General features: G+C 60.3%; 24 protein-coding genes and 1 riboswitch. Of the genes, 18 read left to right on the top strand and 6 right to left on the bottom strand.

The genetic code is table 11. The annotated features are described in order from the left end of the window. Positions 1-60 precede the first annotated feature (60 nt). The 11 genes from QD409_RS17075 to QD409_RS17025 all read left to right on the top strand — a co-directional run bounded on the left by QD409_RS17075 (position 61) and on the right by QD409_RS17025 (position 12,720). Positions 61-1,662, top strand: a complete 1,602-nt coding sequence (locus tag QD409_RS17075; RefSeq protein WP_092847858.1) for a cytochrome ubiquinol oxidase subunit I — start codon at positions 61-63, stop codon at positions 1,660-1,662. Positions 1,663-1,668: 6 nt separating this feature from the next. Further along, the gene (gene cydB / locus QD409_RS17070) at positions 1,669-2,823 is read left to right on the top strand and encodes a cytochrome d ubiquinol oxidase subunit II (protein WP_430763199.1); all 1,155 of its coding nucleotides are present in this window, start codon (positions 1,669-1,671) and stop codon (positions 2,821-2,823) included. Positions 2,824-2,841: 18 nt separating this feature from the next. After that, positions 2,842-2,967 (top strand): cytochrome bd-I oxidase subunit CydX, encoded by a 126-nt coding sequence (gene cydX / locus QD409_RS17065; protein WP_004115294.1) that lies wholly within the window; start codon positions 2,842-2,844, stop codon positions 2,965-2,967. Positions 2,968-3,225: 258 nt separating this feature from the next. Then, positions 3,226-4,629 carry a PLP-dependent aminotransferase family protein gene (locus tag QD409_RS17060; protein ID WP_430763198.1) on the top strand — a complete coding sequence of 468 codons (1,404 nt, stop codon included), beginning with the start codon at positions 3,226-3,228 and terminating at the stop codon, positions 4,627-4,629. A 206-nt stretch (positions 4,630-4,835) separates the two neighbouring features. Next, complete coding sequence (locus tag QD409_RS17055) at positions 4,836-5,240, top strand: DUF983 domain-containing protein (protein WP_430763197.1); 405 nt, start codon at positions 4,836-4,838, stop codon at positions 5,238-5,240. Positions 5,241-6,008: 768 nt separating this feature from the next. After that, the gene (locus QD409_RS17050) at positions 6,009-6,893 is read left to right on the top strand and encodes a helix-turn-helix domain-containing protein (RefSeq protein WP_430763196.1); all 885 of its coding nucleotides are present in this window, start codon (positions 6,009-6,011) and stop codon (positions 6,891-6,893) included. A 200-nt stretch (positions 6,894-7,093) separates the two neighbouring features. Further along, positions 7,094-8,179, top strand: a complete 1,086-nt coding sequence (locus QD409_RS17045) for an ABC transporter substrate-binding protein (RefSeq protein WP_430763195.1) — start codon at positions 7,094-7,096, stop codon at positions 8,177-8,179. A gap of 87 nt (positions 8,180-8,266) precedes the next feature. Next, positions 8,267-9,088 (top strand): ATP-binding cassette domain-containing protein, encoded by an 822-nt coding sequence (locus QD409_RS17040; RefSeq protein WP_430763194.1) that lies wholly within the window; start codon positions 8,267-8,269, stop codon positions 9,086-9,088. Continuing rightward, positions 9,085-10,335 (top strand): sugar ABC transporter permease, encoded by a 1,251-nt coding sequence (locus tag QD409_RS17035; protein WP_430763193.1) that lies wholly within the window; start codon positions 9,085-9,087, stop codon positions 10,333-10,335. Before QD409_RS17040 ends, QD409_RS17035 begins: the two co-directional genes overlap by 4 nt. A 25-nt stretch (positions 10,336-10,360) precedes the next feature. Beyond that, positions 10,361-11,089: an SDR family oxidoreductase gene (locus QD409_RS17030; RefSeq protein ID WP_430763192.1), complete on the top strand. Its 729-nt coding sequence runs from the start codon at positions 10,361-10,363 to the stop codon at positions 11,087-11,089. After that, on the top strand, positions 11,089-12,720 hold the full coding sequence (locus QD409_RS17025; RefSeq protein WP_430763191.1) for an FGGY-family carbohydrate kinase: 1,632 nt from the start codon (positions 11,089-11,091) through the stop codon (positions 12,718-12,720). The genes QD409_RS17030 and QD409_RS17025 overlap by 1 nt, the downstream gene beginning before the upstream one ends. A 19-nt stretch (positions 12,721-12,739) precedes the next feature. On the opposite strand, the gene QD409_RS17020 is transcribed toward QD409_RS17025, so the two are convergent. Continuing rightward, positions 12,740-13,633: a LysR family transcriptional regulator gene (locus QD409_RS17020; protein ID WP_430763190.1), complete on the bottom strand. Its 894-nt coding sequence runs from the start codon at positions 13,631-13,633 to the stop codon at positions 12,740-12,742. A gap of 252 nt (positions 13,634-13,885) precedes the next feature. On the opposite strand from QD409_RS17020, the gene QD409_RS17015 reads away from it, so the two are divergent. Continuing rightward, the gene (locus QD409_RS17015) at positions 13,886-14,284 is read left to right on the top strand and encodes a (R)-mandelonitrile lyase (RefSeq protein WP_430763189.1); all 399 of its coding nucleotides are present in this window, start codon (positions 13,886-13,888) and stop codon (positions 14,282-14,284) included. A 95-nt stretch (positions 14,285-14,379) separates the two neighbouring features. On the opposite strand, the gene QD409_RS17010 is transcribed toward QD409_RS17015, so the two are convergent. Beyond that, positions 14,380-15,255: a LysR substrate-binding domain-containing protein gene (locus QD409_RS17010; protein WP_430763188.1), complete on the bottom strand. Its 876-nt coding sequence runs from the start codon at positions 15,253-15,255 to the stop codon at positions 14,380-14,382. A 114-nt stretch (positions 15,256-15,369) separates the two neighbouring features. Between QD409_RS17010 and QD409_RS17005 the strand changes: the two genes are divergently transcribed. From QD409_RS17005 to QD409_RS16985, 5 genes are all read left to right on the top strand, one after another. Next, a complete protein-coding gene (locus tag QD409_RS17005; RefSeq protein ID WP_430763187.1) occupies positions 15,370-16,278 on the top strand; it encodes a DMT family transporter in 909 nt (302 codons plus the stop codon). Between the two features lie 419 nt (positions 16,279-16,697). Then, positions 16,698-17,075 carry a hypothetical protein gene (locus QD409_RS17000; protein ID WP_092847811.1) on the top strand — a complete coding sequence of 126 codons (378 nt, stop codon included), beginning with the start codon at positions 16,698-16,700 and terminating at the stop codon, positions 17,073-17,075. 555 nt (positions 17,076-17,630) lie between these two features. After that, positions 17,631-18,335 carry a transcriptional regulator NanR gene (locus QD409_RS16995; RefSeq protein ID WP_430763206.1) on the top strand — a complete coding sequence of 235 codons (705 nt, stop codon included), beginning with the start codon at positions 17,631-17,633 and terminating at the stop codon, positions 18,333-18,335. 352 nt (positions 18,336-18,687) lie between these two features. After that, on the top strand, positions 18,688-19,560 hold the full coding sequence (gene uppP / locus QD409_RS16990; protein WP_430763186.1) for an undecaprenyl-diphosphatase UppP: 873 nt from the start codon (positions 18,688-18,690) through the stop codon (positions 19,558-19,560). Positions 19,561-19,820: 260 nt separating this feature from the next. Then, positions 19,821-20,581, top strand: a protein-coding gene (locus QD409_RS16985; protein ID WP_430763185.1) for an IS5 family transposase whose coding sequence is annotated in 2 segments (ribosomal slippage) — positions 19,821-20,148 and positions 20,148-20,581 — 762 coding nt in all. Because the reading frame shifts where the segments join, the coding sequence is not laid out codon by codon here. 18 nt (positions 20,582-20,599) lie between these two features. On the opposite strand, the gene QD409_RS16980 is transcribed toward QD409_RS16985, so the two are convergent. Genes QD409_RS16980 through thiM form a run of 4 tightly spaced genes read right to left on the bottom strand, consistent with a single transcriptional unit; the run spans position 20,600 to position 23,614 of the window. Continuing rightward, entirely contained in the window at positions 20,600-21,364 is a 765-nt protein-coding gene (locus QD409_RS16980) for a 3-oxoacyl-ACP reductase (RefSeq protein ID WP_430763184.1), read from the bottom strand. Beyond that, positions 21,361-22,182, bottom strand: a complete 822-nt coding sequence (gene thiD, locus QD409_RS16975; RefSeq protein WP_430763183.1) for a bifunctional hydroxymethylpyrimidine kinase/phosphomethylpyrimidine kinase — start codon at positions 22,180-22,182, stop codon at positions 21,361-21,363. The genes QD409_RS16980 and thiD overlap by 4 nt, the downstream gene beginning before the upstream one ends. Continuing rightward, complete coding sequence (gene thiE, locus QD409_RS16970) at positions 22,179-22,814, bottom strand: thiamine phosphate synthase (RefSeq protein WP_430763182.1); 636 nt, start codon at positions 22,812-22,814, stop codon at positions 22,179-22,181. The genes thiD and thiE overlap by 4 nt, the downstream gene beginning before the upstream one ends. After that, positions 22,811-23,614 carry a hydroxyethylthiazole kinase gene (gene thiM / locus QD409_RS16965; protein ID WP_430763181.1) on the bottom strand — a complete coding sequence of 268 codons (804 nt, stop codon included), beginning with the start codon at positions 23,612-23,614 and terminating at the stop codon, positions 22,811-22,813. The genes thiE and thiM overlap by 4 nt, the downstream gene beginning before the upstream one ends. Before the next feature lie 47 nt (positions 23,615-23,661). Next, a riboswitch (TPP riboswitch) is annotated at positions 23,662-23,758 on the bottom strand. Between the two features lie 235 nt (positions 23,759-23,993). Between thiM and QD409_RS16960 the strand changes: the two genes are divergently transcribed. Then, entirely contained in the window at positions 23,994-24,140 is a 147-nt protein-coding gene (locus tag QD409_RS16960; protein ID WP_092847790.1) for a DUF1127 domain-containing protein, read from the top strand. The last annotated feature ends 312 nt before the right edge of the window (positions 24,141-24,452 follow it).

The following is a 24,452-nucleotide window of genomic DNA, read 5'->3' as shown; positions in this document are numbered from 1 at the left end:
CGGCGCATCCAATCGCGCCGCATTCCTGTCAGACACACCGTAGGGGGTGGGAGAAAGACTATGGAACTTGATATCGTGGCGCTATCGCGCCTGCAGTTTGCCATGACGGCGCTGTATCACTTCTTATTCGTGCCGCTGACGCTGGGCCTGTCCGTGCTGCTTGCCATCATGGAAACGACCTATGTCATGACCGGCCGTCAGATCTGGCGGCAAATGACGAAGTTCTGGGGGACGCTTTTCGGCATCAATTTTGTGCTCGGGGTCGCCACGGGCCTTGTGATGGAATTCCAGTTCGGCATGAACTGGAGTTACTACAGCTATTATGTCGGCGATATTTTCGGCGCGCCGCTCGCGATCGAGGGCCTGATGGCCTTCTTCCTCGAGGCGACTTTCGTCGGCCTGTTCTTCTTCGGTTGGGATCGGCTCTCGAAGGTCGGGCATCTGGTCGCCACCTGGGCCGTTGCGCTCGGCTCGAATTTCTCGGCCCTGTGGATATTGATCGCCAATGGCTGGATGCAGAACCCGGTGGGTTCGGCGCTCAATCCGCAGACCATGCGTATGGAGATCGTCAGCTTCTTCGACGTCGTCTTCAACCCAGTGGCGCAGGCGAAGTTCGTCCATACCGTTTCTGCCGGCTATGTCTGTGCCTCCGTCTTCGTACTCGGCGTCTCGGCCTGGTATCTCCTGAGGGGCCGCAGCGTTGAGCTGGCGAAGCGCTCAATGACGGTTGCGGCATCCTTCGGTCTGGCCTCGGCGCTTTCAGTGGTCGTGCTCGGCGATGAAAGCGGCTATCTGACGACGGAGCATCAGAAGATGAAGCTCGCGGCGATCGAGGGCATGTGGAAGACCGAGCCGGCACCGGCTGCCTTCACCGCCTTCGGCTTTCCGGATCAGGAGGCGCGTGAAACGCACTATGCCGTGCATATTCCATGGGTCATGGGCCTGATCGGCACCCGATCGCTGACGACTGAGATCCCCGGTATCGACAAGCTCGAAGCGGAGGCCAAGGACAGTATCCGCCAGGGTATCAAGGCCTATGACGCGCTGCTGAAGATCCGTGCGGCAAAGTCGGCTGGTTCTGGCGGCGCCTCGCAGGATGTCGCCACCGCCGAGGCACGCTCTTCCTTCGAGGAGATCGGTCACGAACTCGGCTACGCACTTCTGCTGAAGCGCTATGTCAACGACCCCCGCCAAGCGACCGAAGAGCAGATAGCACAGGCTGCGCGCGACACTATTCCGCATGTGCCGACGCTGTTCTGGTCCTTCCGCACTATGGTCGGGCTCGGCATGTTCTTCATCCTGCTGATGACGGTCTTCTTCTGGCTTTCGGCGCGACGGAAGCTCGACAGCTATCCGCTGCTGCTTCGGATTGCCGTCTTTGCGATCCCGCTTCCCTGGGTCGCCATCGAGCTCGGCTGGGTGGTTGCCGAGTTCGGCCGCCAGCCATGGATCATCGAAGGCGTGCTGCCGACAGCGGCTGCCGTCTCCAATCTCGGCGCCGGCACCGTGCTTCTGACCATTCTCGGCTTTGCGTCTCTCTATACGGTCCTCATCGTCATCGAGATGACGCTGATGATCAAGGCGATCCGCAAGGGCCCGGGACCGGACGAAGAGCCGGAGGCCAAGCTGATTTCCGAAAACCTCGTTCCGGCTGCGGAGTGACCTGCCATGATCCTGCATGAATTGATCGACTACGAGACCTTGCGCATCATCTGGTGGCTGCTGCTCGGCGTGCTGCTAATCGGTTTTGCCGTTACCGACGGTTTCGACCTGGGCGTCGGTACGCTTCTTCCCTTTGTCGCCAAGACGGATACGGAGCGCCGCATCGCGATCAACTCGATCGGCCCGACCTGGGAAGGCAATCAGGTCTGGCTGATCCTCGGCGGCGGCGCCATCTTCGCCGCGTGGCCGCCGCTCTATGCGGTCTCCTTCTCGGGCTTCTATCTCGCGATGTTTGCCATCCTTTTCGCGCTGATCTTGCGGCCGGTGGCGTTCAAATATCGCTCGAAGCGCGATAGCGCCGCATGGAAGACTGGCTGGGACTGGGCGCTGTTCATCGGCGGCTTCGTTCCTTCGCTGATCTTCGGCGTGGCGGTCGGCAATGTGCTCCAGGGCGTGCCCTTCCGTTTCGACGACGACATGCGCATCTATTACGAAGGATCCTTCTTCGCGCTGCTGAACCCCTACGCGTTGCTCTGTGGTCTTCTATCGGTTGCCATGCTGGTCATGCACGGCGCGGCCTGGCTTCAGGTCAAGGCCGAAGGGATCGTTGCGGAGCGTGCCCGTCGCTACGGCAGCCTTGCCGCCCTGGCGGTGATCGTGCTCTTTGCCCTGGGCGGTCTCTTCCTCTGGATGGGGATCGACGGCTATCGGATTTCCAGCGCCATCGACACGGCCGGACCTTCCAATCCGCTCTTGAAGACGGCCGAGCACAGCCACGGGGCCTGGCTCGCCAATTACGGCGCGCATCCCTGGATGGTGATTGCACCGGTTCTCGGCTTTGTCGGCGCGGCTACAGCCCTGCTTGCGATGCTGGGCCGGCGTGAGGTCACCGTACTGCTCTTCAGCAAGCTCGCCATTTTCGGCATCATCTCGACGGTGGGATTGTCGATGTTCCCCTTCATCCTGCCCTCGTCGTTGGACCCAAGGTCCAGCCTGACGGTGTGGGACGCCTCGTCCAGTCACATGACATTATTCATCATGCTCGTCGTCACCATGATCTTCCTGCCGATCGTGATCGCCTACACCGCCTGGGTCTATCGGGTGCTGTGGGGCAAGGTCGATGCGGAGATGGTCAACGACAAGGGCGGCCACGCCTATTAACCTTCAAGGAGATTTCGCATGTGGTACTTCGCCTGGCTCCTCGGTTTCCCTCTGGCCGCAGCCTTCGCCGTCCTCAATGCCATGTGGTACGAGCTCGTCGACGATCAAGCCAAAGAGAAAGCTGCCCGCAAGCAGGGGAAATGATCTCCGCTGCCAGCCTCGCTTGAGAATGCGACACGCCGATTTTCGCCGGCGTGTCCGCTTGTTCAAGGATTCATATCAGCACAATCTATTCCGGATTGAGTGCATTCAATTCTTGCCTCTTTGGCCTCTCCCGGGGGAGCGTCCATGCTGTAACAAAGCTGCGGATGGCATTTTCACATGACTTGAGTGGCGCGCAACAATATACCATCAATGTCGGATAGGTTCATTCCCGTCAGATCCCGATTCCGGAGCATTGAAATGAAGAACTGGCACCCCGATCTCAGCCGTTCCGCAAATCCTCGCTACATCGCCATCGCCGACCTGATCGAGATGGATTTACGCAGCGGCGTCCTGGCTGCCGGCGACAGGTTGCCGCCGCAGCGCGAGCTCGCCAAACGCCTCAACGTCGATTTCACCACGGTGGCGCGGGGCTATGTCGAGGCGCAGAAGCGCGGACTGGTGGACTCGCATGTCGGTCGCGGCACTTTCGTAATCGGTGGCGCTGGTGCGGAGCGGAGAGGTTTCGTTTCCGATCTGACGCCCGATCCGCGCCGAGCATCCGCAGTCGACTTCTCGATGAATTTGCCACCCGATGTGACGGATCCGGACGTCATCGCCCGGATGCGCGAGGGCATGTCGGCCGTGGCTGCCAATCTCGTGTCGTTGCTGCGCTACCAGGATTTTGGCGGCTTGGGCATGGACAAGGAAGCCGCTGCCGTGTGGCTTGGTCGACGCAGCTTGACGCCGCCGCTGGAGCGCATTTTCATCACGCCCGGGGCTCATCCTGCGTTGCTCGCAATCGTCGGCTTGCTTGCCAGGCCGGGCGACGTCGTGTTGTCGGAAAATATTACCTATGCCGGAATACGCTCGATCGCCGCCCAACTCCGGCTCAACCTTGCCAGTCTGCCGATGGATGAGCAGGGTATTCTGCCCGACGCTTTAGGCGAAGCCTGCGAGAGACTGCGACCGAAGGCGCTCTACCTCAATCCGACGCTGCAAAATCCGCTGACCCTCACTGTTCCAGAGGGACGCCGACGGGAGATCGTCGCCGTTGCCCGGCGGTATCAGGTGCCGATCGTGGAGGATGATGCCTATGGCTTCATTCCGTTACGGGGGCCGCCGCCGATTGCCGCGATTGCGCCGGATCTCACCTGGCATATTGGCGGACTGGCAAAATGCATCGGGGCGGGGCTTCGCCTTGCCTATGTCGTCGTGCCCGATACCAGGAACGCGTGGCCTTTCGTCAGCGCCATGCGGACCGGCAATGTCATGGCATCGCCCCTTAACATGGCCTTGGCAACCCGCTGGATCGAGGACGGCACGGCAGACGGCATCCTGCGCTTCGTGCGAATGGAGGCCGCTGCGCGTCAAGAGATGGTGGCGAGCATATTGCCTTCCGGCAGCTATCGGGCCGATCCGATCAGTTTCAACATCTGGCTGCCACTGACCAACGGCTGGACGCGATCCACCTTCACCAGCCACATGCGCAACGCCGGCCTCGGCGTGGTGGCAAGCGATGCCTTTACCGTCGAAGGACCAGCGCCGGAGGCCGTCCGCGTTTGCCTCGGCGGCCCCGTTGGCCGCGATAGGCTGAAGGGTGCGCTGGACTTCATGGGCCACGCACTCGAAGGGCCTCCGGAAATGGCCGCCTCCTTTTTCTAGATCGATTGCTTCGTCGCGGCGCTTGGATTGAATGCATCATGACTGGAAACGACTTGAATAAGCCTTTGCCGCCCTGTCGTTACTTCCGGCTGCGTCATTCTGGCGAATGGACTCGCATATTGCCTTCAATGTAGCTATATTGAATGCAAACAATATGGCCATTGAATGCATCATGCCGATGGCCTTCATTTGAAAGCGAGATCGCCATGGATACCGACTATCCTCCGTTAAGCCCGTTGCAGACCGGCCTTCGCTGCCGTTGCCCGCGCTGCGGCCAGGGGCGCATGTTCGACGGATTTCTGACCCTGCGCAAACAATGTGAGGCGTGCGGGCTTGATTATTCCTTCGCCGATCCGGCCGATGGACCCGCATTTTTCGTCATCTGCTTTGCCTGTATTCCGAGTGTTCTTCTCGGTGTCTGGCTGGAAGTGGCCTTCTCCGTTCCGGTCTGGGTTCACTTCCTGGTGACGGGGCCATTCATGCTGGCGACCTGCATTCCACCGTTGCGGCCGCTCAAAGGTTGGTTAGTTGCGAGCCAATATTTCTATAAGGCCGAGGAAGGCAAGCTCGTCCGCCTGCCGGAAACCGAGACGCTGCACTCAGCAAACTAATGCCTGTGGGGATTCATCTTGAATTGATGATGGCTGCGGCAAGACGGATGATGGCAACACTTATGCCCTGTGGATGCGAATCTCATGATCGAAGTTAGATTCGACGATGGTCTGAATAAAAAATGAAGCTGCTGAAGCGGCAGTTTTGAGGTGGTGCACCTCACAATAGATAGTGTCAAGTAATAGCCTGGAAATACTCAAAATGGTGGATTGGTTCCCTATAGTCTTCATTCTGTTCAAGGTTCTCGTGTTAGGCACGGGCATGTTCTTCGCCATCAAGTGGCATCACGATCAAGGGAAGAAGAAATAACGAAACCAGCGGACCGTAAGCGCCCGCCGAACACACCCTTGACGCCTCAGATTAAAGCGGAAATTGAAGCGCGTCCCACACTCAGAGGCGAATCGGCCGACCTCGACTGCCTAGTCTACTATGGCTGCCGTTCTTCTCCGCTGTGTGTGTAACTGCAACTTTCCGATACTGGCGGCTGACCAGCGGCACGCCGGCTGTAGGTTCTTGTCAGCTTTAGGCAGAACTCTCTACGCTCTGCGCCGGATATCAATGCTTCGGCATCGCAGTGCCCATCCCGCACTGCACATTCGACCAAATAAGCTGCCCTTCATGTCAAAAAAGTATCGGTTGAGCGTACGAGGCGTAGTAGCGGCAGGTTGCTGCAAGGCGTAGATTTGACCTCATAGAAGACGTTATGGCCTCTGGGAGGAGGCGCCGCAGTCCTAGTAGCGTGCGGACGGACGAAAGGAGGTTGGCTGATGAATCCCGATTTGGAAGTGGTCGCGATCGGCAGCGGAGAATCCTTCAAGGCGTGGGAACACGGTTATCCCTACCGCACGGTTCGCTGGCATTTTCACCCCGAATATGAAATCCATCACGTCGTTGCGACCACCGGGCAATATTTCATCGGCGACTTCATTGGCGAATTCGAGCCGGGCAATCTGGTTCTGACAGGCCCCAACCTGCCGCATAACTGGGTTAGCGATGTTCCGGCCGGCGTGACGCTTCCCTTGCGTTGCCGGGTTCTGCAATTCTCCGAATCCTTCCTGGCAGAGGCGAGCCGGGTCTTTCCCGAGCTAGCGGCCTGCGCCGCCATGCTGGAAACGAGCCGCCGTGGCGCGCTCTTCACCCCCGAAACTGCCGCCATCGTTGGTCCCATCCTCGGCGAACTGGTCGAGGCGACAGGTATTCGCCGCATCGAACTTTTCATGAATGTTCTCGGTGCGATGAGCAGCGCCCAGGGGATGCGCACGCTTGCCAGCGCCGGTTATCAGCCCGATCCATCTGGCTTCATGTCCGCAGGCGTCAATCAAGCACTGGCTTACATCAACACGCATCTGACCGAGCCTTTCAGCGAAGGAGACCTTGCCGAGTTGACGGGCCAGAGCGCGAGCGCTTTTTCCCGCAGTTTCCGCCGCCATACGGGGATGGCGCTGGTCCAATATGTCAATCGGCTGCGTATTAACTTCGCCTGTCATCTGCTGATGAGCAAGGCTGAGATGACGATCACCGACATCTGCTTTGCGGCAGGCTTCAATAATATCTCGAACTTCAATCGGCGTTTTCTGGATCAGAAGGGCATGGCGCCCTCCCGGTTCAGATCCCTATTGGCACAGCATGCACGCGCGGTGGAGGCCGCCTAAACACAAAGGAGGACAGGGAGGAGAGACAACATCAGGCCAAGCGAACGGGCACCTGTGTCGCCCGAGGGTGAACGCTTGTCCAAAAACAACCGCCGCCTCGGTCTGACGATCGTTGTCGGGGAAAATCAAACAAGAGCATCGCGTGCGGACAGCCGTGATGATCGAGGGAAACCATTACCATTTGGAACGGAGAATTTCCAATGACTCATGTCGCACTCAAAATCGCCGGCGCAGCCGCGCTTGCAGTCGGCCTTCTGGCCGGCACGTCCGCATTCGCCCAGTCCGCCAAGGTGACGGACGCGACCGTCGCCTTCCTGATGCCCGACCAGAGCTCCACACGCTATGAAGAGCACGACTTCCCCGGTTTCCAGGCGGAGATGAAGAAGCTCTGCGCCGGCTGCAAGGTCATCTATCAGAACGCCAATGGCGATGCCTCGCGTCAGCAGCAGCAGTTTAATTCGGCAATCTCGCAAGGTGCGAAGGCCATCGTGCTCGATCCGGTGGACTCGACGGCGGCTGCTTCGCTGGTGAAGCTGGCGCAGAGCCAAGGCGTGCGCGTTATCGCCTACGACCGCCCGATCCCCTCGGCGGCTGCCGATTACTATGTCTCCTTCAACAATGAGGAGATCGGCAAGATAATCGCCAAGTCGCTGGTTGATTACCTGAAGGCAAAGAATGTGAAGGCAGGCGATGGCGGTCTTCTCGAGATCAACGGTTCGCCGACAGATGCCGCTGCCGGCCTTATCAAGAAGGGTATCCATGCCGGTCTTGCCGAAGGCGGCTATCCGGTCTTGGCGGAATTCGATACGCCGGAATGGGCACCGCCGAAGGCGCAGCAATGGGCAAGCGGCCAGATCACCCGCTTCGGCAAGAAGATCCTCGGCGTCGTTGCCGCCAATGATGGCACGGGCGGCGCAGCCGTCGCAGCCTTCAAGGCTGCCGGCTTCGATCCGGTCCCGCCGGTGACCGGCAATGACGCGACCATCGCCGGCTTGCAGCTCATCATTTCCGGCGACCAGTATAATACCATCTCCAAGCCGAGCGAGATCGTGGCTGCCGCTGCCGCCAATGTCGCGATCGAATTGCTCTCCGGCTCGGCACCGAAGGCGGACACGAAGCTCTTCGATACGCCGACCAAGCTTTTCACGCCGGCATTGGTCACGTCCGAAAACCTCAAGGCCGAGATCATCGACAAGGCGGTCAACGGCAAGCCGATCCAGACGCCGAACCAGCTCTGCATCGACCGTTATACCGATGGCTGCAAGAAGCTCGGTATCGGCAGCTGAGTTCTGCTCTTTCTCTGAACCCGGCCGCTGCGGCGGCCGGAAACCAAACGCATCCGATAGCATCTCAACCCGAGAAGGTGGCGAGTCATGAGTGACGCTTCCGACCAAAGAGCCCCGTCCGGCGAGCTTGTGCTCAGCCTCAAGGGGATCTCCAAGCACTTCGGCGCCGTCTCGGCACTGACGGATATCAACCTCGATGTGCATGCCGGCGAAGTCGTGGCGCTGGTCGGCGACAACGGCGCGGGCAAATCGACGCTCGTCAAGGTTCTGGCCGGCGTCCACCAGCCGAGTTTAGGCACGATCACGTTTCGCGGCAAACCGGTCACGCTTAGCGATCCCGCAACAGCGCTCGATCTCGGCATTGCCACGGTCTTCCAGGATCTGGCGCTTTGCGAGAACCTCGATGTCGTGGCGAACATCTTCCTCGGCCGGGAAATGAGCCCGATGAAGCTCGACGAGACCGCTATGGAAGTTCGCGCCTGGACTTTGCTCAATGAGCTGGCTGCGCGAATCCCGAGCGTTCGCATCCCGATCGCATCGCTTTCGGGCGGTCAGCGGCAAACGGTGGCAATCGCCCGCTCGCTGCTGCTGGAGCCGAAGCTCATCATGCTTGACGAGCCGACCGCAGCGCTCGGCGTGGCACAGACCGCCGAGGTGTTGAACCTCATCGAACGCGTCCGCGACAAGGGGCTCGGCGTGATCATGATCAGCCATAATATGGAGGACGTGCGCGCCGTCGCCGACCGCATCGTCGTTCTGCGCCTCGGCCGCAACAACGGGATTTTCTATCCCGACACTTCAAATCAAGAGCTTGTCAGCGCCATCACCGGTGCCGCGGAAAACTCCGTGTCGCGACGCGCCGTGCGGCGCCAGGCCCAACAGGAACAGAGAGAAGGGGGCCAGCCATGAGCCAGGATAGCAAGCAATCGACCCTGCTGCTCGATCGCAGCGACGTCCGGGTCAACCATGACACCGGGCTTGTGGCAACGATCCGCTCCTCCATCGACAAGGTGCGCTCCGGCGATCTCGGCTCGCTGCCCGTCGTTGTCGGCCTCGTCATCATCTGGACGGTGTTCGGCACACTCAACCCGACGTTCCTCTCCAGCAACAATCTCGCCAATCTGCTGTTCGACGCCTCAACCGTCGGCATCATCTCGCTCGGCATCGTCTGCATACTGATGGTCGGCGAAATCGATCTTTCCGTCGGTTCGATCAGCGGCTTCGCCTCGGCCATGGTCGGCATGCTTTGGGTGAATGAGGGCTGGCCGGTCGCTTTGGCGATCCTGGCGGCTCTCGTCGTCGGCGGCGTGATCGGCGCCATCTATGCCGTATTGTTCAACCGGCTGGGCATGCCGAGCTTTGTTGCCACATTGGCGGGACTTCTCGCCGTGCTCGGCATGCAGCTCTATCTGCTCGGTGCGACGGGTTCCATCAATCTGCCCTATGGCTCCGCGATCGTGAATTTTGGCCAGCTCCTGGTCATTCCCCGTCCGCTTGCCTATGTCTTCGCGCTCATCCCGGGTGTGGTCATGCTGGTTACCGGCTTAGGCACTGTGCGGCGGCGCAAGCGGGCGAACCTGTCGGCGCCTTCCGTCGCTGGCCTGTTGGCGAAGGCAGCCGTCATCACGGTCGCTTTGGAGTTCGTGGCCTTCTATCTCAATCAGGACCGCGGCATTCCCTGGATGTTTGCCCTGTTCGTAGTGCTGGCGATCGTCATGAATTATGCGCTGACACGCACGCAATGGGGCCGGTCGATGTCCGCCGTTGGCGGCAATCGCGAGGCGGCGCGCCGTGCCGGCATCAATGTGCGGCGGATCTATACCAGCGCCTTCGTTCTCTGCGCCATGTTCGCAGCCCTTGGCGGCGTGCTGGCGGCCGCGCGTCTGGCATCGGCCAGCCAGCAGGCGGGCACCGGCGACGTCAATCTGAATGCGATCGCGGCGGCCGTTATCGGCGGCACCAGCCTCTTTGGCGGTCGCGGCAGCGCCTATTCCGCTCTGCTCGGTATCATCGTCATCCAATCGATCGCCAGTGGCTTGACCATGCTCGATCTGTCGTCGGCGCTTCGCTACATGATCACCGGCGCAGTTCTTGCCATTGCCGTCATCGTCGACTCGCTTGCCCGCCGTTCCCGTGCCTCGCATGGGCGCGGCTGATTTCTTCAAGAAGGTAAGGATTGTTATGAGACAGGATTTTGCTGGCAAAGTCGCCGCCATCACCGGGGCTGCGTCTGGAATTGGGCTGGAATGCGCCAGATCGCTATTAAACGAGGGCGCCAGCGTCGCCCTCGTCGACCGGGCCGAAGGCAGCTTGAAAAGCCTTTGCGCTGAATTGGGGCCGAATGCCCATCCCGTCGTCGTCGATCTTCTGAACCCTGAGAGTGTGGCGACGATGATGCCGCAAATTCTCGATAAGTTCGGTAAGCTCGATATTTTCCATGCCAATGCGGGCGCCTACATCGGCGGCGAGGTCGCGGAAGGCGACCCAGATGCCTGGGACAGGATGCTCGATCTCAATATCAACGCCGCTTTCCGTTCGGTCCGGATGGTGCTGCCACACATGATCGAGCGCAGGACGGGCGATATCATCATGACCAGCTCGATCGCCGGCCTAGTGCCTGTGGTCTGGGAGCCGATCTACACCGCCTCCAAGCATGCCGTTCAGGCGTTTACGCATACGGTACGACGTCAGGTCGCCAAGCATGGCATCCGCGTTGGTGCCGTCGCGCCGGGTCCGGTGGTGACGGCATTGATCAGCGATTGGCCGCAGGCAAAGCTGGACGAGGCGATTGCCGCCGGCGGTCTCATGGAGGCGACGGAAGTGGCGGAGGCGGTCGTCTTCATGCTATCGAGGCCGCGTAACATCGTAATCCGGGATCTGGTGATCCTGCCCTTGAGTACGGATCTCTGATGACGGCACCTTATTTCATCGGCATCGATGTCGGCACCGGCAGCGCTCGGGCCGGCGTTTTCGGTGCGCATGGCCATCTGCTGGCCGCAGCCAAGCGCCCGATCACCATCTGGCACGAGACCGGCAGCATCGTCGAGCAATCCAGCGAACAGATATGGAGGGCTGTGTGCGACAGTGTCAAAGAGGCTGTTACAACGGCTGAGATAGCGGTCGATAAGGTTGCCGGCATCGGCTTCGATGCGACCTGCTCGCTGGTCGCCGTCAAGGCGGATGGCAGCCCCGTGGCTGTGGGACCATCGGGGGACGCCGATCGCAACATCATCGTCTGGATGGATCATCGCGCCGCTGGCGAGGCGGCGGAGATCAATGCCGGAAACCACGCGGTGCTGCGCTATGTCGGCGGCCGCATCTCGCCCGAGATGGAGACGCCGAAGCTATTGTGGCTGAAGCGAAATCTGCCGCAATCCTTCGCAACGGCAGACCATTTCTTCGATCTCGCCGATTATCTGACCTGGCGGGCAACGGGTTCGCTGCAGAGATCAGTTTGTACGGTGACGTGCAAATGGACCTATCTGGCCCATGAGAAGCGCTGGGACGCGCAATATTTCAAGGATATCGGCCTTAGTGAACTGGCCGATGAAGGCTTTGCGCGGATCGGCACCGAGATCGTTGAGCCGGGCACGGCGCTTGGCGACGGCTTGAACGAAGCTGCCGCCCGCGATCTCGGCCTTCCAGCTGGCACGCCGGTCGGCGCGTCTTTGATCGATGCGCATGCAGGTGGCGTCGGTACGCTGGGCGGCAAGGACGCGGACGGCAAGGCCGATGTTCGAAACAGGCTCGCCTATATCTTCGGCACATCGGCCTGCTCGATGGCGTCGAGCGAAGGGGCCGTGTTCGTTGACGGGGTCTGGGGTCCCTATTACTCGGCCATGGTGCCCGGCCTCTGGTTGACCGAAGGCGGTCAATCTGCGGCGGGGGCGGCGATCGATCATCTCGTCACGATGCATCCGGCGGCGGGAGATGCGCGTGCCAAGGCTGAAACGGAGGGACTGTCGCTGGTTTCCTGGCTCGACCGCTGGGCCATGAAGGCAGTTACGAACGCTTCCGACGCCGTGAGGCTTGCGCAATCCATCCAGGTCGTTCCCGAGTTCCTCGGCAACCGGTCGCCCTATGCCGATCCGGATGCTCGCGCCGTTATCTCCGGGCTTGGGCTGGAAACCGGTGTCGATGATCTGATGGCTCTTTATGTCGCCGGCCTCTGCGGCATTGGCTACGGCCTCCGGCAATTGCTCGAAAAGCTGGCACAGGATGGCATTGGCTGCGATCTCATCATAGCGAGCGGCGGCGCTGCCCAGAGTGGTCTCGTACGTCAACTACTGGCAGATACGACCGGTCGTCAGGTCGCCGTTGCCGATACCGAAGAACCCGTTCTTCTCGGTGCCGCCATGCTCGGCGCTACGGCCGGTGGACATTGCGGCTCTCTTGTCGAAGCCATGGCTGCCATGTCGAGGCTGGCGAAACGGTTTGAGCCGGCGGACGGTGCCGTCAAGGCACTGCATGAGCGGCGCTACGAAGCCTTCGAACTGCTTCAGTCGGCAGATCGCAGCATCCGCGCGTTGATGACATCTTAAGTCCTGCTGCGAAGCCGCATCAGCCGCGGTGGCGCAGGGCTTCCAGCACCACGGCAAAGGCTGAGGAGGGCTGGCGGCGGCTAGGATAATAGAGATGGTAGCCCGCCCAGGGTGGGCACCAGTCCTCCAGCACGCGAATAAGACGGCCGCTCTCGATATGCGGCTGTACCAGATCGCAGGGAGCATAGGCCAATCCGTAGCCGTCGACTGCAGCCGCTAGAACCTGCCGAATGCCGTTGAATGTCACCTGGCCGTCAACGCGGACCCGCAGCTCCTCGCTGCCCCTTTCGAATTCCCAGACATAGTTGCCGCCATGCGTCGGAAGCCGCAGGTTGATGCATCGGTGAGCAGTCAGGTCTTGAGGGACAACTGGCTTGTTGCGTCCCTCGAAGTAGGACGGAGTGCCGACGACTGCAAATGCCTGGTCGGGAGCGATGCGGACGGCGATCATGCCATTGGCGACCGTCTGGCCCAGACGAACGCCGGCATCGAAGCGCTCCGCGACGATATCGGTCAGGCCGTAATCATTGATGATCTCGACATGGATGTCGGGATAGTCCTTGAGCACGCCGGCAAGCTTCGGCCAGATATAGGTATCGACGGCATAGTCGACCGCCGTGATCCGGATGGTGCCGGCCGGCTTCTCGCGCAGTTCGGTGACGGCGAAGAGTTCGGCTTCGATTTCCTGGAAGCGCGGCGTCAGCGATTGCAGTAGACGCTCACCGGCGGGCGTCGGGCTGACGCTTCGTGTCGTGCGCGTCAACAACCTGACGCCCATTCGTTCCTCGAGCTGCCGCACCGTATGGCTGAGCGCCGATTGCGAAACGCCAAGCTGGGCCGCCGCGCGCGTGAAGCTCCGCTCTCTGGCAACCGCAAGGAAAAACAGCAGGTCGGTAACGTTTTCACGCAACATCTATGAGAATCCTTCATATGTCGGACGGTGTTTTTATCATGGAATAGCGGGGGGCAACATAGCGCACGGATGCGTGTGCGACCCGTTTTGCCTGGATTTCAGCGTTCCAATGGGCAATATTCCGGGAGGGACATTTATCATCATCGCTCATAAGTCTATGCATCGACGCCCCGCTATTGTTCTGTGGAACAGGCGTTAAATTAGCGCGATACGGTCGCGCCACTGCGGCTCATGACAAGGAAGGACGCCATCATGGATATCAACAGGAACGGTATGCAGCCCTCAGGAAAAGGCCCGTCGGACTGGTTCACCGGCACGGTGCGCATCGACCCGCTGTTTGCCGCCAACGAAGCACGCCGCGCCGCGGCCGGCAGCGTGACTTTCGAACCCGGCGCCCGCACCGCATGGCATACCCATCCGTGCGGCCAGACGCTGATCGTCACCGCAGGCCTTGGGCGCGTCCAGCGTGAGGGCGGTCCGGTCGAGGAAATCCGTCCGGGAGATGTCGTCTGGTTCGAGCCCGGCGAAAGGCACTGGCACGGCGCTTCGCCGACGACTGCCATGACCCATATCGCCATCCACGAACACCTCGACGGCAAGGTGGTGGATTGGATGGAGCATGTCACCGACGATCAATATCAAGGAAAGTGACGCCTTCCATCAAGATGAAGGTGTGATTGGCGTCTGCCGCGGCAAGAATAGCTGGCGGCAGGCGGTTCCCGCTGCGGTGACAACGCCTTGAAGCCCTATGGCTGCAGCAGGTTCGACATGGGCCGAAACGCTTCCCTGACCATGTCCGCAAGCTCTCGGATCGCCGCGCTCGAGTGATAAGGGTTACGGCGAAGCACGACGCGGGAGGAATCGACGGGGGGAAACCCATCCTCGAGGGTCAGCTCTCTGCAGCCATGGGGGATGTTGCTGCGCGATAGCGTCGAAACGGCAAGGCCCGCGAGAACGGCGCTCTTCAGGCCCGAACCGGTGTCTGCGATGAAGGCGACGCGATAGCGTAGGCCCGCCTGTTCCAGCGAACGCAGCGCAAAATCACGGCACCAGGTCGAATTCCGGTAGACCGCTATGGGCAGCGGTCTTGCCTCGTGCAGGCGGTGCACCAAGGAGGTGACCCAGACCGTGGGGTCGACGCAAAGAATTTCACCTGTCGTCTGGTTGCTCCAGTCGAAGACAACGGCGAGGTCGAGTTCGTCTCTCTCCAGGGCTGCAAGATTCGGGGCGGTATAGTCGCAGGAAACGGTTACCTCGACAGCCGGATGCCGGACGGCGAAGGCGGCAAGGGCCGCCGGGAGTATGGTCTGGCTATATTCCTCGGGAATTCCGATCCGTACCGGTCCGTCGAGCGGTTTGGTGCGGATAGTAGCGGCTGCTTCGTTCAGAAGCTCGATAACCCGCTGCGCATAGGGAAGCAGCTGATTTCCCGCCCGGGTCAGCGCGGCGCCCCGCGCATTTCTCTCGAACAGTGTTTCGCCGATCGTTTCCTCAAGGCGCCGGATCTGAGCGCTCACGGCGGATTGCGTGCGCCCGATGCGCTGCGCGGCAACGGAAAAATTCAACGTCTCGCTGATGACGAGGAAGGTTCGAAGCAGATCGCTTTCGATGGGTTCGCGCATGAACGACCACAAATATTTCTGATGGCTACTATCTCTACTATTCGTTTGCCTGATGTCAAATATCGGCGCACACAGATGGCATTCGATTCCTATTTTATCCTTGAGTCCTCTCAAATGACCTTCCAGCTTCCGGCCCGCTCCGCTCTAACCGGCGATTACGAGAGGGGTGTCATTCTTGTGGCGATCGCAACCCTGGCCTGGAGCTGCAGCGGCATCTATGCGCGGCTTCTGACCACCGACATATGGACGGCGATTGCCTGGCGATCGCTGTTCGGCGGCGTGTTCCTGTTTATCCCGAGCTTGTTCCTCGAAGGTGGGTTCTCGTGGCGCCAGTGGAGCTCGGTCTTTCGCCCTGCCGGTCTAGCGATGATCGCCTGTCAGGCCATCAGCCAGGCCTGCTTCATCGGTGCGCTCTACATGACCACGGTCGCAAACGTGACCATGATCTATGCGACCGCGCCTTTCATCGCCGCTTTCCTCAGCTGGACGATGCTGAAGGAGCGTGTGGCGAAGCGAACCTTGATTGCCGGAGCCATCTGCCTGATCGGCGTGGCCGTCATTGTCGCCTCGTCGATCGGCGGCGGCACCGGCGTCGGCGATCTGCTGGCGCTCGGCATGACGGTCACCTTCGCGCTCATCATCGTCATCCCGCGGATGGACCGCAGCGTGCCGATCCTGCCTTCTAGCATCGTCAGCGGCTTCCTCACATTCGTGATCTTCGTTCCTTTCGCATCGACGGCCGCGCTCGATGCCCATAACTGGTTCTTGCTGGCGGCCTTCGGCGCCACGAATTTCGCGCTTGCTTTTGTCCTGTTCCTGTTCGGATCGAGGCGAATGCCAGCAGCGGATGCGGCCCTCATCAGTTCTATGGAGATCGTGCTGACCCCCTTCTGGGTCTGGCTCATTTTCTCCGAGAGACCGCCAGCCGCGACGTTCATTGGCGGTATGATCATCTTTGCCGCGATCGTCTGGCACACAGCTGTCGACCTCCGTCAAAGCCGCCGCGCGCGCGTCTCAGCCTAGAAGACTATAGCCATACCATGACGAATGACGAGCTTTGCCTCGAGCTGAAGCCGCTCTCATGCAATCTCGGGGCTGTTGATTATCCCGCATCGATTGGCCCTTCGATGGTCGTTGCCGACCGCGATATTCGCGGAATCTCAGCTGCTGTCTGAGCAGGCACGCTCAGGATCCCGACAACGAGATTGCGGCGCGAGCGCTTTTCCGAATAGCCTGATCCAATGTGAAGGTGTTTTAGATTCGATAGTAATTTCCAGAAAAATCAATAGATTAAACGACAGTTTTGAGGATCTTTCGAGGATTTCCCCCTGCGAGGATGTGCCGTGGATCCATCATCGTCCTGAAACAAAATGTAACAACTTCAAACACTGCGTTACGTCCGAATCGGTATATTCGCCTCATCTCAAACAAGAGGCTGCTTGATGCATTCAGACAATTCGCCGTCCCTTTCGCAGACCGACGTACTAATTTGCCTGGACAATCAGCAGGCCGCGACGCGCATAGGTTCCGTCCTGTCGGAGCGAGGTCTGACGGTGGCGACCATACCCGCGACGGGCATTCAGGAATGGTTCGAGCCGAATGGCTGTCAGGTAGTGGTGACGCATACGGCGATGATCGGTGAGGTGCGCACCCGGCTGAAATTGCCGATCGTCAACCTCGAAGCTTTCATCTTCGATCGTCCAGACCATGCCACCGAAGGTGCCGCACGGCAGTTCGACGGCGATGCATTCATCAAGCGGGTCTTCTCGGTCATGGGTGACGCCCAGAAGCGCGCGCCGCGCGGATCCGTGCCAGCCTAACTTTGGCCGGCGTGATGGGCGCCTAAACGCGGCTTCGGCCCTACAGAGCATTTCCAGGAAAAGTGCGCAGCGGTTTTCTGTCCGGAATGCGTAAAAAAAAAGCAGGAAAATAGAGCGTTGTCGCGATTCGAAGAAAAGCGGAAATGCTCTCGGGAAATCTGCAAGCGCTCGCCCCTCATCAGTTTGGCTAGTTTCCCATCCCTTCGATCGGGCGCGGCACGCGCTTAGAAGTCGATCGGTTCTGCCGTCGTGCCTTAGTACCCCAGGCAAAGGGAGAGGCTACGGGCATGGTCCCGATCTAGATCCAAGTCTTCATCCGCAATCCGACGGCGAACTTTGACAGCAGTTCGCCTCAATGCTGCCCGAGGTTTCGATAGAGTAGGCAAGGGTGCTCCTTCCGCGGATGATTCTCGGATGGTGAAATCTGACATGATGAGAGCTTCCTGCTCTCCTAGCGATTTTTCACTCGGTGGCGGGCGAGTCGTCCGGTATGGGCTACCGCGGCGGTGAGCAAGAATCGATAGGGAAGAAACAGCCTTGAGCGCGCGGGGGTCCATGGGGCAGCCAGTCGAACAAATTGTACGCCGAAAACTTTCCGATGAAGTGTTCGACCGGCTGGAACGGCTGATCACGTCGGGTGAATTGAGGCCGGGCGATGAAATGCCGTCGGAGCGCACCCTTATGGAGCGCTTTGGCGTGGGGCGGCCCGCTATCCGCGAAGCCATGCAGACGCTTGCCAATATGGGATTGGTCAATATCTCTCATGGCGAGCGGGCCAAGGTGCTTGAGCTCACAGCGAAGTCCATCTTCCGGCAGGTCGATCTGACGGCGAAGATCATGCTGTCGCAGTCACCGGATTCACTGGAGCATCTGAAGAGCGCGCGCATCTTCTTTGAGCGCGGCATGACGCGCGAGGCGGCGGCGCGTGCGACTGAAAAGGATATCGCCGACCTTCGGGAGATTATCGAGCTGCAGCGGACTTGGCTCGGCCATCCTGAAGAGTTCATTTCTGCTGACATGCAATTTCACACGCGCATTGCCCAGATTTCCGGAAACCCGATCTTCGTTGCCTTAAGCGAGGCCATGCTGACCTGGCTGAAGGCCTACCAAACGGATATGCTGATCTGGACCGGCAACGAGGATTTTACCCTCATCGAACACGAGGAAATCCTCCTGCGCCTAGCCGAGAACGATGCAGACGGCGCGGAGCGGGAAATGCTGAAGCATCTGGAAAGGTCGCGCGCGTTCTATACGAAATGAAGCGCATTTTCGTCGAAATACCTCTGATGTCAGCCCCGCCGCGGCCCGATCTTCATCGCAATTTCCCTCGCTGCTCGGGGTATCGGGCTTCTATCGCGCTCCATCCGTCATCTCTGCCATGGGAAGGCCTTGCGCGAAGGTGATGGTCGAATGTCATGAAACCTAAAAACAAGGCTGGCAATTTCAGATAGAGTTCAGCCTGCCCAATTATCTTCGCCCTCGATTCCGAGCGCGAGATTGGCAAAGCCTCTGATAGGTATGGCCAGTAACGTGTCGGAAAACGGTTTCGCAGCAAAGTTCATCGCACCGTTCAGGTGCAAAGCCCCCCAAAGAGAACTGAGGATTTCGAAACGTGGCTGATGTTTGTACACAAGGCGTGGACACGGGCTTTGTCGCCCTGGGCTACGCCAAAATTGCTATTCTAGGCGTCGTGCAGGGCTTGACGGAGCTTCTGCCGGTCTCTTCCACCGCCCATATGCGCCTGGTGCCGGCCTTGCTCGGCTGGCAGGATCCGGGCTCGGCGTTTTCGGCAGCCATGCAGCTTGCCGCGCTGGCCGCGATCATCTCCTATTTCTGGAGCGACGTGCGCTACGTCACCTTCGGGTCGCTCGACGCCATCAGGCGGAGAGATTGGGGCTCGCCCGCCATGCGACTTGCGATCGCTATCGTGATCGCGACCATTCCGATCGCCATCGCCGGCCTGCTGCTGGCGTCTTCGCTGAATGCCTGCGGCACGTCGTTCCGCAGCCTGTGGGTCATCGGTATCGCCTGCGTCGTCATGGGCGTGCTTCTGGCCGTTGCGGAATTGTATAGCCGCCACAGAAAGAACATCGAACAGATGACGCTGATCGATGCGTTGTTTGTCGGCATCACCCAGGTCGGCGCTCTCGTGCCCGGCGTTTCGCGCTCCGGCTCGACGTTGACCGGCGCGCTCTTTCTCGGCCTGAAGCGCGAGGAAGCGGCCCGGTTCTCCTTCCTGCTTGGCTTGCCCGCAATCGCGCTTGCCGGCCTGAAGGAACTGTTCACGCTCTATAAGGCCCATATTCCAATGGAAGCCTGGTCCATTCTGATCGTCGGACTGATCGTCGGCAGCATCTCGTCCTTTGTAACCATCTGGGGACTTATGCGCTTCCTGGAACGGTTCTCCACCTGGCCCTTCGTGATCTACCGCGTCGTGTTGGGCGCAATTATCATCTTCGGCGTGCTGACCATGGGCTGGGCCTGACCGGCCGACCCGAACTGAGCTCAGAGAGAAAGATGGAGGCGTCGATCAAAAGTCAGCGCCTCCTTGTCGTTTTGCCTAGAGCATTTCCAGGAAAAGTGCGCAGCGGTTTTCCGTCGGGAATGCGTGAAGAAACAAGAAGATAGAGCGTTTTCGCGATTCGAAGAAAAGCGGAAACGCTCTAGGCTGTAGTGACGATTTAACGTTTTGTGGTTTCCACGCGGGAGCAAATCAGATTCAAGGCTGCCTTTTGGAGGTTGGTCATGGACGTGGATAGGCTCAGCGTTGAACAGTGGTCTCGCATCGAACCTTTTGTGCCGGGAGGGCGCAAAGGGCGGCGTGGACCGCGCTCAAACAACCGACGCTTCGTCGAGGCGCTGATCTGGATGGCCCGTTCGGGTGGACGTTGGCGTGATTTACCCGAGCGTTACGGCGATTATCAGACCGTCAAGCGGCGCTATTACCGCTGGATCGAGATGGGCGTTTTGGACGGACTGTTTGAAGCGTTGGCGCAGGAAGCCGACCTTGACTGGGTCTCGATCGATTCTACCTCCATCCGTGCCCAGCCCCAAGCCGCTGGAGCGCGGCGAAAAAGGGGGGAGCGGACGCCCAGGGCCTTGGCCGCTCACGCGGTGGGCTAGGCACCAAGATCCACACCGCCGTCGATGCCTTGGGATTGCCGGTGCGTTTCGTGCTCACACCGGGACATCGTGGCGATGTGATCTATGGCAAGCAATTGCTCCATGGCCTCAATCCCGGCCACGTCATCGCCGATAGGGCCTATGACGCAGAGCACTTTCACGACACTATTCTCGACGCCGGCGCCGTCCCAGTCATTCCGCCAAGACCCGAACGACGACGTCCGCATTCCTGCAATTGGCGCCTCTACAAGGAACGCAACCTTGTTGAGCGCTTCTTCGCAAAGCTCAAGCAATTCCGTCGGGTTGCCACCCGCTACGACAAACTCCTCGCCAACTTCAGAGGCTTCGTCATCATCGCAGCAATAACAATCTGGCTCAGATAGATAAATCGTCACTACAGCCTAGCCGAAGACCAGCCCGCCATCGACGATGAGGTTTTGTCCGGTCACCGCGCGCGCCCAAGGGCTGGCGAAGAATAGAACTGCATCGGCCGCTTCCTCCGGCGTGGTGACGCGGCGAAGCGGCGTATTGGCGGCGATGACATCGAAGACGGCTTCCGGCGTGGCGCTGCTTGCATCGGTCGTGCGCAGCAGGCCGCCCGAAACCATGTTCACAGTGATCCCGAGCGGCCCGAGTTCGGCGGCAGCTGTTCGGGTCAATGACAGGAGGGCCGCCTTCGCCGCCGTATAGTCATGGTAGGGCACGACGGGATTCTGGAAGAGGTTGGTGCCGATCGTGACGATTCTGCCAAAGCCATTTGCCGCCATCGCCGGCCGCGCCGCCTGAATAAGGTTGAGCGCCCCCTGCAGGGCCGTCTCGAGCTGCGTCGCCATCTCAGCCCAGCTCAACGCATCCAGTTTCGAGCGCGCATCGCCATTGAAGCTGAAATCGGCAAGCGCATTATGCACGACAGTGGTCGGCGCTCCGAAATGGGCGGTCACCTGTTCCACCAGCCGTTCCGTTTCGGTGAGGCTGCGCATATCGGCTTGGAAAGCCTTCGCACGATCGCCGAGCTGCGTCGCAAGCGTTTCCGCCTGCGCGCGGCTGGCTCGATAATTGATCGCGACCTTCGCGCCTTCGCGGGCAAAGGCTGCGGCGATTGCTGCTCCGAAACCACGCCCGGCGCCTGAAACGATAACGATCTGGTCCTTGATTGGCAGGCTCATCTCTTCACTCCTTCATTGTCCGCCCATAGCGCATGGAAATGCTGCACGGGCCCGTGGCCGCTACCGACCGAGAGCTGACCAGCGGCCGCGACAGCCTGGGCGAGATAGTCCTTAGCCGAGGCGACGGCTTCCGGAAGCGGTAGGCCCTTGGCGATCTCGGCGGCAATGGCGCTGGAGAGGGTGCAGCCGGTTCCATGCGTGTTCTTCGTCGGCAAGCGGTCGGTTTCGAACCAGGTGATGGTGCCGGCGCTTGCCAGCACATCGGGGCTCTCATCGCTTTCGAGATGACCGCCCTTCACGAGCACGGCTGCAGGGCCGAGCTTTGAAAGGGCGAGCGCCTGACGCGCCATATCTTCGCGGCTTCGTGCTTCGGGTTCGTGCAACAGCGCAGCCGCCTCGGGCAGGTTCGGCGTCACGACTGTCGCCAGCGGCAGCAGCTGCGTGGTCAGCACGTCGACGGCATCGGCGGCAAGAAGGGCTGCGCCGCCTTTGGCGATCATGACGGGATCAAGCACGACGGGGACATCGCGATGTCGCGTCAGGATCTCGGCAACGGCGCTCGCGATCGCCGCATTGGCGATCATGCCGATCTTGACGGCATCGACGCGGATATCGGCAAAGATCGCTGCGATCTGATCGGCGACGAATTGCGGAGGCACCGGCTGAACGCCGGAAACGCCCCGCGTGTTTTGAGCGGTCAGTGCGGTCAAAGCAGCCATTCCATAAACGCCGCAAGCCGAAAAGGTCTTGAGGTCGGCCTGGATGCCGGCGCCACCGGAGGGATCGGAGCCGGCGATGGACAGGACGTTACGGATCATTTGCGCGCCTCCCTGATGGCTTTGGCGATAAGGACTGTCGCGGCCGCGGGATCGGGCGTGCCGCATATGGCCGAGACAACGGCCAGCCCGTCTGCCCCGGCCGCCAGCACCGCAGCGGTGTGCTCGGCCTTCAGGCCGCCGATAGCGACCGTCGGAACCGGGCAGAGCTTGACGATGCCGGCGAGCCCGTCGAGGCCGATCGGCTGCTTGTGGTCGGGCTTGGTCTGCGTTGCAAAGACGGGGCCGACCCCGGCATAATCAACGATCCCCGCATCGATGGCCGAGGCGAGGGCCTCGGTCTCTACCGAAAGGCCGAGGATCATATCCGGGCCGATCATCCGTCGTGCCTCATGGGCATCCATATCCTCCTGGCCGATATGCAGGCCATCGGCGCCGATGGCGATAGCGGCCTCGACGTTATCGTTGACGATAAGGCGGGCATTACTACCGGCCAGCATCTGCTTGAGGGCAAGGCCGGTCTCGATCATGGCTGCGGTCGAGGCATGTTTGTCGCGCAGCTGCACGATGGTTGCGCCGCCGGCGAAAGCGGCACGGGCTGTTTCGACCATGCCGATATCAGCGCATAGGACAGGATCCAGAACGAGATAGAGTGAAAGATCGAAGCTTTTCATGCCGTCATGATCCTCGCTTTGGCGGATAGGGTCTCGGCGTCGAGGGCAGCCAGCGCATCGAGAAAGCGCCAGGAAAAGGAGCCGGGGCCATCGGCCGCCGCTCCGGCCTGCTCCCCGGCAACGGCAAAGACGGCGAGGGCCGCGACAGTCGCATCGAAGGGATTGTCGGGCGTGGTCGCCGCGAATGCTCCAACAAGGCAGGTCAGCGAGCAGCCGAGTGCCGTGACCTGAGGCATGAACGGCGAACCGCCGGCGATGCGTCGGGCCTCGCGTCCATCGGTCACGAAATCGGTGACGCCGGTGATGGCGACCACACATTCATGCCGTTCGGCGAGTTGCCTTGCCGATTCCTCAGCCAATTCGACGGGGTCGCGGCTGTCGACGCCCTGGCCGCGGCTGGCGCCACCGGCAAGCGCAATGATCTCCGAAGCATTGCCGCGGATGATCGTCGGCTGCAGCTCCAGCAATTGTGCGACCGCCTTGCGCCGGAAGGCCGTAGCGTAGTGAGCAACGGGATCGAGAACCCAGGGCTTGCCGGTCTCTCTTGCCGATCTTGCTGCGGAAAGCATGCCCGCGAGCCATCCGGTCGATAGCGTGCCGATGTTGATCGTCAGCGCGCCGGAGATGGTGGCGAATTCGGCGGCTTCTTCCTCGGCGTGGACCATGGCAGGGGATGCGCCGGCGGCGAGCATCACGTTGGCGGCGATATTCATCGCCACGAAATTGGTGATGCATTGTACCAATGGCGGGTTCGCCCGCATGGCGTCGAGTAGAGTGCCTGTCGTGGTTTGGTCCGGCATATCGCCCCTTTCAGGCGGGCGAGACGCATAGGGGCGCGAGCAATGTTGCAAAGCCCCGAGCGACTCCCTCCGCCAGCATGATCTGGTTCAGGTTCAAAGGGTGCTTCTCAGCCCGCCGAACAGCGGACGCCCCTGTCTCTCATCCCTTCCTTTGTCGCAGACAACGCCGGCGATGTCATCAGCAAATCGCAAGGGATGTGGTTGGCCGGTCGTGACGGGTGTCACCGGAGCCGCATTAATCCATGCACTCGATGCATGGGTGCAGTGAAGCCTTGGCGCTGCCAAAGAGCAGGAGGTTGGACTATATGTGTCTCATCGAAGTGAACGAAGCGCCAAGCACGGCAGCTCAGCTTCGAATGCCCAAGGAAAGGGGATCATCATGAACGTAGCACGCTCTTTCAATAACTGGCGCAAGTACCGTCAGACGGTCGCTGAACTGGGCCGTATGTCTACCCGCGAACTGCACGATCTGGGTATCGATCGCGGCGAAATCCGCAATGTTGCCCGCGCAGCCCTCGCTGGCTGACAGTCGGCAAGGCTAAGTTATAAGCTGTATTTTGCGAGCGCCTGCCTCCTCCCGAGCAGGCGCTTTTGTTTTGTCCGCATGAAAGCCCGAACCGTGCTCTCTGCCGAAAAATGCTCCAGTCGAGCTTTCTGCTTTTCGCATAGCGCATAGCTGTCTTGCAAAGAAATGCCTATCAACTGAGCAAAAGACTGGTATGTTTAATCCATCGAAGCGATGCACCTCCTCCCGCATCCCTTCGCTTTGCAGGCGCCCTTCTCCTCCTCCCAAGGTCGTCTGCGTGAACAGCGGAACTCCTCCTCCCATCCGCTGTTC

Origin of the sequence: Rhizobium sp. BR 315 (assembly GCF_050577975.1) — a bacterium.
In the GTDB taxonomy this organism is placed as follows: Bacteria; Pseudomonadota; Alphaproteobacteria; order Rhizobiales; family Rhizobiaceae; genus Rhizobium; species Rhizobium miluonense.
The sequence above is the reverse complement of the archived record's forward strand: the minus strand, read 5'-3'. Positions and strand labels throughout refer to the sequence as shown.